Source organism: Rhizobium deserti (assembly GCF_004358025.1).
GTDB lineage: Bacteria > Pseudomonadota > Alphaproteobacteria > Rhizobiales > Rhizobiaceae > Neorhizobium > Neorhizobium deserti.
The window spans coordinates 209,127-223,377 of record NZ_SMTL01000002.1; the positions used below are offsets into that span (position 1 = coordinate 209,127).

Sequence of the window (14,251 nt, forward strand, 5' to 3'; positions counted from 1 at the left end):
GTTATCTCCTGTTGAACTCGGGCGAGGCGAGAACCATGGTGATCCCATGCACCTTGTTGGGCGCCTGCGAAATGATGTTTCGGGTTTGCGGCGTGGCCGCATCGCCGAGTGCCGCTTCCAGAAATTGCGACGGCTCGAGCTTGCCGGCAAAAGTGCGCGCCACCTTCTGCGACCAGGCGATCCTCTCGCTGAGCTGGCTGGCGGTCAGCCAGGCGGAGGCATCGTCGGCAAAGCCTGCCGGGCTCGGCGGCTGCCATATGGGCTGCCCCATCCTTTGCAGCGCCGCAAGCGTCAGCGCATTGGCGGTCGCCGCCCGCTGCTTGGCTTCTTCCCGGGCTGTCGCACTGCTCGCCATGTCGATTGCCTTGCCCATTGGGCCATCGGCCGCTTCGCTGTTTTCCATGTCGCGCAGAAGCGTGGCGAAATTCCCTTCCGGAAGATCCAGTGCGCGAAAGCCCGAGGCGATGAATTCGAACGGCCGCTTGATCTTCTGACCCGGATCGGACCATGCCCGCGGCTGCTGCAGCATGGCCCGGTAGACCTCCGTCAGATTGCCGCCGCTTGCCGTCCATGCGGCCACCATGGGGGCGAGCATGTCCGGCGGCGGCGTGTCGGAAATGAAATGCGACAGCAGCTTGCGGCAGATATGCTCGGCCGTTTTCGGATGGGCGGCCAGGTCCTCGAGCATCAGCACATGGTCCTGCCCCGCGCCTTCGTCGTCACCATAAGTTCGCCCGAGCAGGCTGATCGCCCCGCCCTCGGCGAAGCGCGGCCGATGCACCACGTCCAGCGAACGGTTGTCGACCGAAAGCCCGGTGAGGATCAGGGCGGCGGCGCGCACGTCGTCCTGGCCATAGCCGCTGCCGGCACCGAGCGTATGCAGTTCAAGCAGTTCGCGTGCAAGATTTTCGTTCAGGCCTCGTCCGGCCCTCTGGCCGGCGACCGAATCGGGCCCGACGCTTTGCACCTGGTCCAGATAGATCAGCATGGCCGGATGCAGCACGGCCGCGGCCAGAAGCCGCGAGAACGAGCCGCCGAGATGCGGACGGATGGCTTCCGCCTCGTGGAGCGGCACCACCATCCGCATCGGCAGGGATTTCAGCGCGCTGGTGGAAAAATGGTCGGTCCAGAAGCTCGCCAGGCGCTCAAAGAAGCCGAGCGGCGAATTCACCGCCTGGGCCAGCCGCGCGACCGCATCCTGGCGGTAGATGGCCTGCGCTTCCCGCTGCGTTTGCCGCCGGATCGTTTCGTTCGGCTTTCCGTCCCTGGCCGCCTTGGCCTCGGCGGCACGCAGCGAAATGACCCGCGTCGCCGTTTCGCGCCGACCGACAATGCCTTCCCGGGGAAAGCGCGGCTTCTTGGAAACGCCCTGCTTCACCTGGTCGAGAAGACCGTCCGCATCGGCAGGCATCGCGTCGCCCGGACGCAGGCCGTATCCAAAGCGGATGGCCGCAAATGTCGGATCTGCAAGGGCCATTCGCACTCCTTGATTGGCTGAATCAGGGTCGGGGAAAAAAGTGTCGGAAACCGCTTGGAAATAGGGCTATTTCGGGACATGTCCAATTTGCGCTCATGCTCGTGCCCCACCACCCCACCAGCCGCCTCGTTTCCCTTTTGTACCGGTTTTTGCCCCGCCACCTCTTCCCTTTGACCGCGACTGCCTCCATATTTGCCCTATGGCGAGATCCCCCAAAACATCACCCTCCGCGAAATCCGGTTTCGCCGAAGCTCCGCAATCGTCCTTCGAGGGCGCGCCCTTGTCCGGCTCCGTCGCCGACTGGGTGAAGCAGCTGGAAGCCGAGGCGGAATCCTCCGGCGTCGAAACGCAGCGCGAGATCGCCTCCAAGGCGGGAAAACACCGCAAGAAGATCGAGATCGCCGCCCGCGAGGAAGCGATCAAGGCCGCGGCGAAGGACAAGCCGCAAACGGCCAAGCATACGACCGCCGGCAAGACCGCCCGCGGCGTGTCGATCGGCGCCTCGTCCGATCCGAAAACCCGCGCCGCCGCCGGCCTCAACCCGGTCGCCGGCATGGACGTGTCGCTGGAGGAAGCCGCCAATCTGGCGCCCGGCGCGGTCACCGCCACGGTGGAAGCGCTGTCGGCGCTGATCGAGAGCGGCAACCCCTTGTTCAAGGACGGCAAGCTGTGGACGCCGCACCGCCCCCACCGGCCGGAAAAATCCGAGGGCGGCGTTTCCATCCACATGGTTTCCGACTACCAGCCGGCCGGCGACCAGCCGACGGCAATCGCCGATCTTGTCGAGGGCATCAACAACAACGAGCGTTCCCAGGTCCTGCTCGGCGTCACCGGCTCCGGCAAAACCTTCACCATGGCCAAGGTGATCGAGGCGACCCAGCGCCCGGCGGTCATCCTCGCGCCCAACAAGACGCTCGCCGCCCAGCTTTATTCCGAGTTCAAGAACTTCTTCCCCGACAATGCGGTGGAATATTTCGTTTCCTATTACGATTATTACCAGCCGGAAGCCTATGTGCCGCGCTCCGATACCTTCATCGAGAAGGAGAGCTCGATCAACGAGCAGATCGACCGGATGCGCCATTCCGCCACCCGCTCGCTGCTCGAACGCGACGATTGCATCATCGTCGCCTCGGTGTCATGCATCTACGGTATCGGCTCGGTGGAAACCTATACGGCCATGACCTTCCAGATGGCCGTCGGCGACCGGCTCGACCAGCGTCAGCTGTTGGCCGATCTCGTCGCTCAGCAATACAAGCGCCGCGACTTGGATTTTACCCGCGGCTCCTTCCGGGTCCGCGGCGACACGATCGAAATCTTCCCGGCCCACCTGGAAGATGCCGCCTGGCGCATCAGCATGTTCGGCGACGAGATCGACGCGATCACCGAATTCGATCCCCTCACCGGCCACAAGACCGGCGACCTGAAATCGGTCAAAATCTACGCCAATTCCCACTATGTCACGCCGCGCCCCACCCTCAACGGCGCCATCAAGTCGATCAAGGAAGAACTGAAGCACCGCCTCGCCGAGCTGGAAAAGGGCGGCCGCCTGCTGGAAGCCCAGCGGCTGGAACAGCGCACCCGCTACGATATCGAAATGCTGGAAGCCACCGGCTCCTGCGCCGGCATCGAGAACTATTCGCGCTATCTCACCGGCCGCACCCCCGGCGAGCCGCCGCCGACCCTGTTTGAATACATTCCTGACAATGCCCTACTGTTCATCGACGAGAGCCACGTTTCCGTCAGCCAGATCGGCGGCATGTACCGGGGCGACTTCAGACGTAAGGCAACATTGGCGGAATACGGTTTCCGCCTGCCCTCCTGCATGGACAACCGGCCGCTGCGCTTCGAGGAATGGGATGCCATGCGCCCGCTCACCGTCGCCGTCTCGGCCACGCCCGGCAATTGGGAAATGGAACAGTCCGGCGGCGTGTTTGCCGAACAGGTCATCCGCCCGACCGGCCTCATCGACCCGCCCGTGGAAGTCCGCTCCGCCCGCAGCCAGGTGGATGACGTGCTCGGCGAGATCCGCGAAACCGCGGAAAAGGGCTATCGCACCCTCTGCACCGTGCTCACCAAGCGCATGGCCGAGGACCTCACCGAATACCTGCACGAACAGGGGGTTCGCGTGAGGTACATGCATAGTGATATCGACACGCTGGAGCGTATCGAGATCATCCGCGACCTGCGCCTCGGTGCTTTCGACGTGCTGATCGGCATCAACCTCCTGCGCGAAGGCCTCGACATTCCCGAATGCGGCTTCGTCGCCATTCTCGATGCCGACAAGGAAGGCTTTCTGCGCTCCGAAACCTCCTTGATCCAGACCATCGGCCGTGCCGCCCGTAACGTGGACGGCAAGGTCATCCTCTATGCCGACAAGATCACCGGCTCCATGCAGCGCGCCATGGACGAGACCGCCCGGCGCCGCGAAAAGCAGATGGCCTATAATACCGAACACGGCATCACGCCGGAATCGGTGAAGGCGCGCATTTCCGATATCCTCGATTCGGTCTACGAGCGCGACCATGTCCGCGCCGATATTTCCGGCGCTTCGGGCAAGGGCTTTGCGGATGGCGGCCACCTGGTCGGCAACAATCTCCAGGCGCATCTCAACGCGCTGGAAAAGGACATGCGCAATGCCGCCGCCGATCTCGATTTCGAAAAGGCCGCCCGCCTGCGCGACGAGATCAAGCGCCTGAAAGCCGCCGAACTGGCGGTCATGGATGATCCCATCGCCCGCGACGAAGCGCGGCAGCTGGAAGGCGGCTCGGGAAAGAGCGGCAAGCCCGCAAGCGGCAAGAGCAAAAGCGGAGCAAGGGGCGGCAACGACTCGATCTCCCCCCTTGAGGGGGAGATGTCCGGCAGGACAGAGGGGGGTGAGGAGCGGTCTGCGGAGGAGAGCAATCGATCCAGCGAATCGATTGCAGCGACGAACGCCCGGAGCCAAGGCGACGGGCGGGGAGACGGTGCCTCGGGCAAATCCCTCTTCGCCAAACCCAGCCTCGACGACATGGGCCCGGGCACGGACACCGCTCGCCCGCTCTTCCGCCGCAACACGCTCGACGAAATGACCGTCGGCCGCACGGAAAAGCCTGTCCCCAGCACACTGCCGCCCAAGCCGTCGCGTGACCCCAACCGCCGCTTCTCGCCGCTGCTGGAAGGCCTGCCGGAACGCGCGGATCCCTCAGCGCCAATCGGTAGCAAGGACGACCCCCGCCCCGTCGTGCGTGGCAAGGTCGGCGCTGGGAGCTACGAGGATGCGGGCGAGCAGAAGCGCAAGAGCCGCACCAAGGGCAAGACGGGGCGACCGGGGCGGTAAGGCTTGACCAGATCTGCCGCGTCTTCATAATTAGCCAAGCCTGAGGTATTCCTATGGATTCGATCACTGTCCGCATTCCGAACGAGACAGCGGCCCGCCTGGCTAGGCTGGCGGAAAAACTGTCGCGCCCCGCAAGCACCGTGGCCGCTGACGCCATCGAAGATTTCCTCGCGCGGGAGGAATGGCAGCTGGCTGAAATCGAGGCCGGACTTGCCGAGGCCCATCGCGGTGAATTTGCTACGGACGCCGAGGTCGATGCCGTGCTCACCCGCTTTGGCGTCGCCCCGCGCCCCGTCTGATGTTGCCCATCCGCTACACGAAGCGCGCACTCGGGCGGCTGCGGCATGTGGGAGACTGGATCGGTCAGGACAATCCCGCCGCAGCAGAACGAGTCGTAGCGCGGATCGCCAGATCCATAGATCTGCTTCGCGACCATCCCCACAAGGGCCGCCCCGGTCGTCTCGCCGATACGCGGGAATTCGTTCTGACGGACATCCCATACATCATCGTTTATCGCCTCATGCCGAACCACATCCAGATCATCACCATCATGCACACATCGCAGCGATGGCCGGATCGGCTATGACGGGCGAGGATCCCGGCGAGCAGAAGCGCAAGGGACGGATCAAGGACAAGATGGGCCGGCCGGGGCGGTAATTCAGGCCCCTTGTCCTGTGCTCTCAGCTAGAGAAGCGCCAGGAATTCATGCAGACGGCTCATGACGAGCCTAGACGCAGCACCGAGGCGCGATGTTCTTGGGCCGCACCAGAGAAGGCCGGGTAAACATCATCTGTACCATCATCGCTTCTTAAATGCGCCAAATTGCGACGGCACAACTGGCATGAATGGGTATCTAGACTGATCGCACGACCAGACGAGTTTCTCCCTCACATCTTGAAAAACGACCGCAGAATTCGTTATGAAATCAACCCATTGCTCGGAACCAGTCACGAATAGAGAGGTGCAAACGCACCACTTCATCCTCAGCAAGGGGTTTGCAATGCGCAATGGGACCGCGAAGCACGTTGAGTGTAGCGGTGACTCGTTCAAGCGCTTTGATATCCTGAAAGATATCGTTGAAGTCGCTCCAATTGGATTTGATGATCTCTGACAGCTCACCAAAAGTAGTGTAATCGATTGCCTCTTGCGATCGTACAGAAACACCAAATTCCTTTTCTTTTTTCCGCGTTGACGCGACATGGCTTTTCACATTTTCAGGCACCCTAACATGCCACCATTGTTCACCGTGCTTCTCGAAGAGAACGTCCACAACAAGAGAGCGAATGGAGTTTTCCAGACAGTAGAAAACACGATAGTGGGCGCTCATTTCAGCGGCTTCACGACGGATTTTCTGTTCAAACTGCGGATAATAAGTTTCGTCGATCTTTTGTTCGTTCGGCGGCAAATGCCCTAAGTCGACTTCGTAATCGCGCTCAACCCGTTGTATCGCAGCCTCGATGGCTAAGTTGTTCAAGGCAAACAGGCGAATACGGTCAGCTAGGCTATTCATTGGTCAAGAGGTTCGCTCGAATTGCGGAAAAAATCGCGTTATAGACGTTAACGTCGGTCGTCTCAGGCAAATTGACGTTGATCGTGTAAGCAAGTCGCAATTCGGGCGACGAACTTGATCTAGATTCGTGCTTCACCAACGACTTTGAGATCCCCAACGGTTCAAGCTTTTCAACCGCAGGCACAACGGCTGAATCAAAATCCGCAAGTTGCTTGCAGGCCTTGAAGCTTCCGACAATGGCGCCGACTGCTCCGTCGCTTGGTTCTTTTCCAGTTACTTCAACCACGAGGTTTTTCAACTTGTCGTCCGTGAGTGCGTGCGCGAATTCATTCTTCTGGAATATGTCTGAGTAACCATTCCTCATGGCCTCGGCCATGGCTGCGCCGCTACTGTCGGCATTACGGAAACGAGTATATAGCTCTGTTGGCGTCCCATCGCTTTGAATGAAGCCGAGTCGCTTCAAGAACGGGATGAACGGCTTCGCACTGCCAGAGCCATATCCTAGAACAGTTGCCTGGAAATCCTGGGTGTAGCGTGGCGGTACTTTTGCCTGCTGTATCTTCTCAAAAATTTTCCCAATTAAGCCGGTGGAATTCATGAATGGTGGTAAAGCCATGCGTCTCCCTCTCGCTCTCCTGCTGACATACGTTAAAGGGAAGCGGGCAGCGTCGTAAAGTAACGAATTAGAAGTTCAAAAGAATGCTGAACCTATCCTTAGGCTTGTATATCAACGTAGTGGCTGGACCGCGTTGGTAGTTGAAGAACTACGTAGCTCGTCATCATCAGAAGTCTCCAAAACGTCTCCTGTCGCCTTTAATCCTGGAAGAAATGGGCGGCCTCAACCGGCGCTATTCTTCTCCCTACACATCACGGAGAGTGGCTTATGTTCCCCCACACGCTTCAACGGATCCCCATGCGACTCCTCCTCGCCTTCACCCTCCTCGCCCTCTCCTTTCTCCCGGCGAGTGCAGAGACCTTCAAAACCCCGCAGGCGCTGATCAAGGCGCTTTATGCCTACGACACGGCCGAAACGCCTGAGGATGCGCCCTCGCCCTACCAGCCCTTCTTCTCGCGCGGGTTGAAAAAACTGTTCCAGAAGGACCGCGATGCCACCGGCGAGGGCGAGGTCGGGGCGGTGGATTTCGATCCGGTGATTTCCGGCCAGGATGGCGAGGCGAAGGGGATAAAACTTTCGCCGCCGATCCTCACCGGCGACCGGGCCGAGCTGGAAGTGTATTTCCGCAACGGCACGGAGAAGGTGACGCTCTATTACACGCTGGTGCGCGAAGGCGGCGGCTGGAAGGTGGACGACATCGCCAACCAGGAAGGCGAATTCCCCTGGAGCCTGCGCGATTTGCTCGGCGGCCAGTAGCGCATCCCTTCCGGCACGACTTCTATGACGTCTCTCGCCGCGCCGACGGGCGGCGGCTGGATCCCGCTTCCAAGGCCGGGATGACGAGCTGGTATAGATGGCGCCGTCGCAGGCGGCATGCCCTCTCGGCAGCCATTCCGCGAGGATGTTTTCGCGCAACAGCGTCAAGCCGGTCAATTACTTAGCATAAACTTCATCCCCCTTCATCCCCGCCCTCCAAACCTGTGCCTAGAATAGCGGCGTCCCGATTTCGGATACACCGGCAGGCGTGCCGGCGAGGCGGGGCCGGCGCGGGTCGTGAGGGTTGAGACGCAAAACCTTGCAATCCGGGTCCGCGGAAACTGGCTTCCCTCTGGCAAAGCGGGGGAAGCGGCGGCCTGAACCGGCCGCCCGCTTCCAACTCCCGAAAAGCCGGGCGTGCTTGTGCGGCACACAGGGTGGCGGGACCGCGTCGCAGGCGGTTCGCGGGGCTGTTCGCAGCCTTGCTGTCGGCGGCGCAGGTGGAAGATCCTGGCAAGAGGCAGTCATGGCCTGGCCAGGATGGGCCTGAGGGCGTGCATGACGCTTTCCGTCAAGGGAAAGGCGCGCCACTGTTCCTGCAAATCCCGTCATCGCAGAGGAGCCGAAGTCGCGGATAAAAACAGCCGAACGGGGCGCTGAAAGGTGCCACCCAACTAAACATTACGAGGCAGCTTTCTGCGCCCCGTCCGAAATGCCTTCGCCCCTTTTTCCCCGGGCGAAAAACAAAACCCGAGATCGCCAAGGGAGTCCCATGTCCTATCTCATGCTGCCACCCCTCGACCTTGACCTGGCCCACCGGACGGCGGACCTGCTGCGCATCCCGCATCTCGTCTGCCGCAAGCGCTCCTGCCGCCGCGCCGGCTTCTGCAAATGGTATGGAGAGACAACGAAACTGCCCTACTGCCTGCGCAATCTCGACATGGATCAGGTGAGCCTGTTCATGCTGCGCTACGAAGAATTGCAGGCGGCAGGAACAAGGCCCGCTTCTGCCGGTTCCCCTTCTCAAGCCCCATGACTTCTGGAGCCCCATGAGGAGAATCCGATGCTCGACCTGACCCAGACCTTTATCGACGCCCTGCACCGCCTGGAAACCGAACGCGACGTGGCGGCGATCGCCGGCCTGTTCGCCGACAATGCCGAAATCGCAAATCCGCTGGTGCAGTACGAGAGCGGCGGCCCGAATGCGGCGAAAACCTTCTGGAGCCAGTATCGCGACGCCTTCGAGGAGATCCGCTCGGAATTCCGCACCGTTTCGGAAAAGGACGGCACCGCTTTTCTGGAATGGACGAGCAAGGGCTCGATCGACGGCAAACCTTTCACCTACGAGGGCGTCAGCATTCTGGAAACCGGCGGCGACAAGATTTCCGCCTTCCGCTCCTATTTCGACACCCGCCATATCCCGACCGCCCGCTCCAAGGGCGGCGAAAACACCGGCCGGGTGCAGCTTTCGAGCCAGACCAATGGGGGACAGACCAATGGGGGCCAAAACCAGACTGACAGCCAGGCCAGCGGAAACGCCGGCGATGCAAGCGAAGAGGATATGGTGCAGGCGCAGCGCGATGCGGCCGAACAGCGGGCCGGCGGCGGTTACAGCTGAGGCGCCCTATGCTTCATGGCGGCGGGGTGATCCTGTCGCGCCGGCTACAACCGCAAGAGGTTCGGGCGAGACAGGCGATCCTGGCTCGCCCGACGAAGGTCCGCTGAAACTGGGGGCGGCCGGTACGCACTACCTTGACCGGCGCCGAGGCGGAGCTTTCGTTCCGCAGGCAGAGGAATAGCCGCACATCCTTACCCGATCGTTAGCGTCGGGCACATCAGCGGCGAAATTTTCGCTTTGCGCCGCAGATTTTTTTCAAAAGCCTTCCGCGCCCGCCTCGATTGGCGTCCGGCGCGAATGGAGCAGAAAAGGGCAAAGTTCGGGCGTGACATTTCCGCCCGCTTCGACCCCGCCCCTTCCGCCTGCCCGCCCGGCGCGCATATTGGCGGCAGATGATGGTTTTTCCGGCGCGCCCTTCCCGCAATCCGAGCAATGTCCTCGCCTTGGCGATTGCCCGCTTCGGCCGCCTTTGCCCGGCGCCTGTTGATTTCTTGATCGGAACACGTAGGCTGGCCCGGCTGACATATAAATGCGCAGCATCTGTGGCAAGCATCCACGGATGCCACAAGACGCCAAGGTCTCAGCGGATTTCATGCGGGCCGCAGCCTCCGGTTGCTCAACCGTCTGCCATAGCCGCCGGATGACCGAATGATCGGCATCCCTGGAACTGAACATTGCAACGATCAAGACTGGGAGGTCTTAAGATGAAATACCTGCTTAGCTCCGCCGTCTTCGCCGCCGGTCTTTACGCCCTTGCCGGCTCGGCACAGGCGGCAGATTGCGGCTCCGTCTCCATTGCCGAGATGAATTGGGCATCGGCCGGCGTCGCCGCCAATGTCGACAAGATCATCCTCGAAAGCGGCTATGGCTGCTCCGTCGACCTCGTCACCGGCGATACCATGCCGACCTTCACCTCGATGAACGAGAAGGGCCAGCCGGACATGGCGCCGGAATTCTGGGTCAATGCCGTGCGCACCCCGCTCGACAAGGCGGCTGCCGAAGGCCGCCTGGTGATCGCCGCCGAAATTCTCGCCGACGGTGCGGTCGAAGGCTGGTGGATCCCGAAATTCCTGGCCGACGCGCATCCCGATATCAAGACGGTGCAGCAGGCCCTGGCCCATCCGGAACTCTTCCCGGCTCCCGAAGACAAGTCCAAGGGAGCCGTCACCAACTGCCCCTCCGGATGGAATTGCCAGGTGTCGACCGCCAATCTTTACAAGGCGCTCGGCGCCAAGGAAAAGAATTTCGAACTGGTGGATACGGGCTCTGCCGCAGGCCTCGACGGTTCCATTGCCAATGCCTTCGAAAAGAAGACCGGCTGGCTCGGTTATTACTGGGCGCCCACGGCCATTCTCGGCAAGTATGAAATGGTCAAGCTGTCCTTCGACGTGCCGCATGACAAGCCAGCCTGGGACGCCTGCACCGCCGTTCCGGACTGCCCCAATCCGAAGGTCAATTCCTACCCCACCTCGCAGGCCTTCACCGTGGTGACCAAGCAGTTCGCAGAAAAGGCCGGCGTCGCCATGGACTACATCAAGAAGCGCAAGTGGAGCAATGCGACCGTCAACAGCATCCTGGCCTGGCAGACCGACAGCCAGGGCACCAATGCGGATGCCGCCAAGCACTTCCTCGAAACCAGCCCGGACATCTGGACGAAATGGGTGAGCCCGGAAGTGGCGGAAAAGGTCAAGGCGTCGCTGTAGGCGATGGTGGCGGAAGGCTGCCTCGGCAGGCAATCTTCCGCCTCACGCCGACTCGCTTTCGGCTCCGCGACATCCATTGCCGGAGCCGAAGCTTCAGCCCTCCTTGAAAAGCGGGTAGACTAAACCTGCAATCGGGCAGCCATGCCGGTTGTGGCATAACTAAGAACCAGAAGGGAAACATCATGGCGACCTGCAGTTTCCTGCCCAATGCTCTGTGTCGCTTTCCGGCAATCAGCGACCAATATATCCGCGACGCCCGCAAGGTCATCGACGAAGGCTTCAAGGGCCTGGTGCGCGACTATTCCAGCGTCATCGACACCATCGTGCAGCCGCTGCAATGGTTCCTGAACTATCTGGAAAAGCTGTTCACCAATTCACCATGGATCGTGGTGCTGGCGGTCATGATGCTGATCGTCTATTTCGCCAGCCGCAGCATCCGCATCACCCTCGGCACGGCCATCGGCATGGTCATGATCGGGGTGATCGGCCTGTGGAACGACACGATGATCACGCTCGCCATCGTCACCGTCTCCACCTTGATCGCCATCATCATCGGCCTGCCGATCGGCATTCTGATGGCGCGTTCAGAGCGTATCCAGAGCGCGATCAATCCGGCCCTTGATGTCATGCAGACGCTGCCGAGCTTCGTTTATCTGATCCCGGTCGTCGTGATCTTCGGGATCGGCAAGGTGCCCGGCCTGATCGCCGTCGTCATCTATGCCGTGCCGCCGATGATCCGCCTGACCAATCTCGGCATTCGCCTGGTTGACAGGGAAGTTCTGGAAGCCGCCGATGCATTCGGCTCCTCGTCGGCGCAGAAGCTTTGGAACGTGCAGATGCCGCTCGCCCTGCCGACCATCATGGCGGGCATCAACCAGACCATTATGATGTCGCTGGCCATGGTCGTCGTCGCCTCCATGGTTGGCGTCGGCGGGCTCGGCAAAAACACGCTGCAGGCCATCAACAACCAGTTCTTCACCTTCGGCTTCATGAACGGGTTTGCACTCGTTGCCATTGCCATCATCTTCGATCGCGCCAGCCAGGCCTTCGGCAAGCGTCTCCAGAAACATTCGGAGGTCGTGCATGGCTAGTCATGGGATCGAGATCAAGGGCCTCTACAAGATCTTCGGGCCATGCGGTCGCGATCATGTGGACGCGGTCAAGTCCGGTGTCACAAAGGCGGAACTGAACGAAAAGCATGGCCATGTCCTCGGTCTGAAGGATATCAACATCGTCATGCCGGCAGGTGGCATTACGGTCGTCATGGGTCTTTCCGGCTCCGGCAAATCGACGCTGATCCGGCACATCAACCGGCTCATCGAACCGACCTACGGGGAGGTCATTTACGACGGTATTGACATCTGCGGCATGAACCAGGCGCAGTTGCGGGAGTTTCGCCGCCACAAAACGGCAATGGTATTCCAGAAATTTGCGCTTCTGCCGCATCGCACCGTGATGGAAAACACCATCTATGGTCTGGATATCCAAGGCGTGCCGCGCACGGAAAGCACCAAGCGCGGCCGCTACTGGATCGAACGGGTTGGTCTCGCAGGCTTTGAAAACCATTATCCGAACCAGTTGTCGGGCGGCATGCAGCAGCGCGTCGGCCTGGCCCGCGCGCTGACGAACGACGCCGACATATTGCTGATGGACGAGGCCTATTCGGCACTCGATCCTTTGATCCGGGTCGATATGCAGACGGTTCTTCTCGATCTCCAAGCCGAGTTGAAGAAGACGGTGGTCTTCATCACCCATGATCTCGACGAGGCATTGAGGCTCGGCGACAAGATCGCCATCCTGCGTGATGGCCAAGTCATACAGCAGGGCACTGGCCAGGACATCGTGCTGGCGCCGGCTGACAGCTATATCGCCGCCTTCGTCAAGGAAGTGAACCGCGGACGTGTCATCAAGGCCGGAACGGTGATGCGGCCACTGGACGGCTCGGCGGACGGGCTGCGGATTTCCTCGCAGATGACGCTCGAAAACGCAGCAAAGGAAATCTGCGAAACCGGCAGCTCCCGGGCCGTGGTTGTCGATGCGGCAGGCGTCCCGGTCGGCATGCTCGACCTTCAAGCCATCGTTGCGGCCATGGTCACCCCGGCTGGATCGGAGGCGGCCAGGATGGCGGCGGAGTGAATGGCTCAGCCGTCGCGGATCGGCGGTCTGCCAGCTTGCTACCGTGCAGAGAGGCCCTTATATCAGATCCTTCAGCTCGCCGAGGAACAGCGCCATGCAGACGAATGCCCTGACCGAACTTCTGGCCGAAAAAGGCGTCCTTTTGGCTGATGGCGCCACCGGTACCAACCTGTTCGCCATGGGTCTGGAAGCGGGCGAAGCGCCGGAAATGTGGAACGAGGCGGCGCCGGAAAAGATCGAGAAGCTGCATCAGGATTTCGTTGATGCCGGTGCCGATATCATCCTCACCAATTCCTTCGGCGGTACCCGCCATCGCCTGAAGCTGCACAAGGCGGAAGGTCGCGTTCACGAACTCAACAAGCGGGCCGCCGAAATCGCCCGTTCCGTTGCCGACAAAGCAGGTCGCAAGGTCATCGTGGCCGGTTCCGTTGGGCCGACAGGCGAATTGCTCATTCCGCTCGGTGCCATGTCCTATGAAGACGCTGTCTCCTCGTTCGCGGAGCAGATGGAAGGCCTCAAAGCCGGCGGCGCCGACATAGCCTGGATCGAGACAATGTCCTCGGCAGACGAAATTCGTGCAGCTGCGGAAGCGGCAACCAATGTGGGCATGCCCTACACCTATACCGGCTCGTTCGACACGGCCGGCAAGACGATGATGGGCCTGGACCCGAAGGACATTCATGGCGTGGCCAGGGATGTCGGCGCCGGGCCAGTTGCGGTCGGCGCCAATTGCGGCGTCGGGGCTTCCGATATTCTGTCGAGCCTGCTCGACATGACCGCGGCCAATCCGGATGCGATCGTCATCGTCAAAGGCAATTGCGGCATCCCGGAGTTCCGCGGCTCCGAGATCTATTATTCCGGAACGCCGCCGCTGATGGCCGAATATGCGCGGCTGGCGCTCGATGCCGGTGCCAGGATCATTGGCGGCTGCTGCGGCACGTCCTGCGAGCATCTGTCGGCCATGCGTGCGGCAATCGATGGATATACGCCGCGCCCGCGTCCGACCGTCGAGGAGATTGTCGACAAGATCGGTCCGCTGCGCAATAAGACCGCAAGCGAATCGGGTGGCGACGGCAGCAGGGAAAGACGTCGCCGCCGCGGGTGATCGAATAGGAACAA

At 61.1% G+C, this 14,251-nt stretch carries 13 protein-coding genes; 10 read left to right on the forward strand and 3 right to left on the reverse strand.

Features of this window, described 5'->3' with window-relative positions; translation table 11 throughout:
• Position 1: 1 nt before the first annotated feature.
• Positions 2 to 1,477: a DUF1800 domain-containing protein gene (locus E2F50_RS07370; RefSeq protein WP_133315457.1), complete on the reverse strand. Its 1,476-nt coding sequence runs from the start codon at positions 1,475 to 1,477 to the stop codon at positions 2 to 4.
• A 199-nt stretch (positions 1,478 to 1,676) separates the two neighbouring features.
• Between E2F50_RS07370 and uvrB the strand changes: the two genes are divergently transcribed.
• From uvrB to E2F50_RS07385, 3 genes are read left to right on the forward strand one after another with little or no spacing between them, the layout of a single operon-like run.
• Positions 1,677 to 4,793, forward strand: a complete 3,117-nt coding sequence (gene uvrB / locus E2F50_RS07375; RefSeq protein ID WP_133315458.1) for an excinuclease ABC subunit UvrB — start codon at positions 1,677 to 1,679, stop codon at positions 4,791 to 4,793.
• 53 nt (positions 4,794 to 4,846) lie between these two features.
• On the forward strand, positions 4,847 to 5,092 hold the full coding sequence (locus E2F50_RS07380) for a CopG family ribbon-helix-helix protein (RefSeq protein WP_133315460.1): 246 nt from the start codon (positions 4,847 to 4,849) through the stop codon (positions 5,090 to 5,092).
• Positions 5,092 to 5,379 (forward strand): type II toxin-antitoxin system RelE/ParE family toxin, encoded by a 288-nt coding sequence (locus tag E2F50_RS07385; protein WP_133315462.1) that lies wholly within the window; start codon positions 5,092 to 5,094, stop codon positions 5,377 to 5,379. The genes E2F50_RS07380 and E2F50_RS07385 overlap by 1 nt, the downstream gene beginning before the upstream one ends.
• Before the next feature lie 339 nt (positions 5,380 to 5,718).
• On the opposite strand, the gene E2F50_RS07390 is transcribed toward E2F50_RS07385, so the two are convergent.
• Both E2F50_RS07390 and E2F50_RS07395 read right to left on the reverse strand, forming a co-directional pair.
• Positions 5,719 to 6,303 (reverse strand): Swt1 family HEPN domain-containing protein, encoded by a 585-nt coding sequence (locus tag E2F50_RS07390; protein WP_133315463.1) that lies wholly within the window; start codon positions 6,301 to 6,303, stop codon positions 5,719 to 5,721.
• Positions 6,296 to 6,919, reverse strand: coding sequence for a DUF5343 domain-containing protein (locus E2F50_RS07395; RefSeq protein ID WP_133315465.1), 624 nt, complete (start codon positions 6,917 to 6,919; stop codon positions 6,296 to 6,298). The genes E2F50_RS07390 and E2F50_RS07395 overlap by 8 nt, the downstream gene beginning before the upstream one ends.
• A 297-nt stretch (positions 6,920 to 7,216) precedes the next feature.
• Between E2F50_RS07395 and E2F50_RS07400 the strand changes: the two genes are divergently transcribed.
• The 7 genes from E2F50_RS07400 (at position 7,217) to bmt (ending at position 14,237) form a co-directional block, all read left to right on the forward strand.
• The gene (locus E2F50_RS07400) at positions 7,217 to 7,675 is read left to right on the forward strand and encodes a DUF3828 domain-containing protein (protein WP_133315467.1); all 459 of its coding nucleotides are present in this window, start codon (positions 7,217 to 7,219) and stop codon (positions 7,673 to 7,675) included.
• A gap of 772 nt (positions 7,676 to 8,447) precedes the next feature.
• The gene (locus tag E2F50_RS07405; RefSeq protein ID WP_133315469.1) at positions 8,448 to 8,711 is read left to right on the forward strand and encodes a hypothetical protein; all 264 of its coding nucleotides are present in this window, start codon (positions 8,448 to 8,450) and stop codon (positions 8,709 to 8,711) included.
• A 27-nt stretch (positions 8,712 to 8,738) separates the two neighbouring features.
• Entirely contained in the window at positions 8,739 to 9,293 is a 555-nt protein-coding gene (locus E2F50_RS07410) for a nuclear transport factor 2 family protein (RefSeq protein ID WP_133315471.1), read from the forward strand.
• A gap of 704 nt (positions 9,294 to 9,997) precedes the next feature.
• Positions 9,998 to 10,996: an ABC transporter substrate-binding protein gene (locus E2F50_RS07415; RefSeq protein ID WP_133315472.1), complete on the forward strand. Its 999-nt coding sequence runs from the start codon at positions 9,998 to 10,000 to the stop codon at positions 10,994 to 10,996.
• Between the two features lie 182 nt (positions 10,997 to 11,178).
• Positions 11,179 to 12,087 carry an ABC transporter permease gene (locus tag E2F50_RS07420; RefSeq protein WP_161974055.1) on the forward strand — a complete coding sequence of 303 codons (909 nt, stop codon included), beginning with the start codon at positions 11,179 to 11,181 and terminating at the stop codon, positions 12,085 to 12,087.
• On the forward strand, positions 12,080 to 13,132 hold the full coding sequence (locus E2F50_RS07425; protein WP_133315476.1) for a quaternary amine ABC transporter ATP-binding protein: 1,053 nt from the start codon (positions 12,080 to 12,082) through the stop codon (positions 13,130 to 13,132). The genes E2F50_RS07420 and E2F50_RS07425 overlap by 8 nt, the downstream gene beginning before the upstream one ends.
• Positions 13,133 to 13,226: 94 nt before the next feature.
• The gene (bmt, locus tag E2F50_RS07430; RefSeq protein ID WP_133315478.1) at positions 13,227 to 14,237 is read left to right on the forward strand and encodes a betaine--homocysteine S-methyltransferase; all 1,011 of its coding nucleotides are present in this window, start codon (positions 13,227 to 13,229) and stop codon (positions 14,235 to 14,237) included.
• Positions 14,238 to 14,251: the final 14 nt, after the last annotated feature.

What these genes read in the sequence shown, in the direction of transcription:
- E2F50_RS07385 (WP_133315462.1), top strand. Translation starts at nt 5,092, where the DNA reads ATGTTGCCCATCCGCTACACGAAGCGCGCACTCGGGCGGCTGCGGCAT.
- E2F50_RS07380 (WP_133315460.1), top strand. Translation starts at nt 4,847, where the DNA reads ATGGATTCGATCACTGTCCGCATTCCGAACGAGACAGCGGCCCGCCTG.
- E2F50_RS07390 (WP_133315463.1), bottom strand. Translation starts at nt 6,303, where the DNA reads ATGAATAGCCTAGCTGACCGTATTCGCCTGTTTGCCTTGAACAACTTA.
- bmt (WP_133315478.1), top strand. Translation starts at nt 13,227, where the DNA reads ATGCAGACGAATGCCCTGACCGAACTTCTGGCCGAAAAAGGCGTCCTT.
- E2F50_RS07410 (WP_133315471.1), top strand. Translation starts at nt 8,739, where the DNA reads ATGCTCGACCTGACCCAGACCTTTATCGACGCCCTGCACCGCCTGGAA.
- E2F50_RS07395 (WP_133315465.1), bottom strand. Translation starts at nt 6,919, where the DNA reads ATGGCTTTACCACCATTCATGAATTCCACCGGCTTAATTGGGAAAATT.
- E2F50_RS07420 (WP_161974055.1), top strand. Translation starts at nt 11,179, where the DNA reads ATGGCGACCTGCAGTTTCCTGCCCAATGCTCTGTGTCGCTTTCCGGCA.
- uvrB (WP_133315458.1), top strand. Translation starts at nt 1,677, where the DNA reads ATGGCGAGATCCCCCAAAACATCACCCTCCGCGAAATCCGGTTTCGCC.
- E2F50_RS07415 (WP_133315472.1), top strand. Translation starts at nt 9,998, where the DNA reads ATGAAATACCTGCTTAGCTCCGCCGTCTTCGCCGCCGGTCTTTACGCC.
- E2F50_RS07400 (WP_133315467.1), top strand. Translation starts at nt 7,217, where the DNA reads ATGCGACTCCTCCTCGCCTTCACCCTCCTCGCCCTCTCCTTTCTCCCG.
- E2F50_RS07425 (WP_133315476.1), top strand. Translation starts at nt 12,080, where the DNA reads ATGGCTAGTCATGGGATCGAGATCAAGGGCCTCTACAAGATCTTCGGG.
- E2F50_RS07370 (WP_133315457.1), bottom strand. Translation starts at nt 1,477, where the DNA reads ATGGCCCTTGCAGATCCGACATTTGCGGCCATCCGCTTTGGATACGGC.
- E2F50_RS07405 (WP_133315469.1), top strand. Translation starts at nt 8,448, where the DNA reads ATGTCCTATCTCATGCTGCCACCCCTCGACCTTGACCTGGCCCACCGG.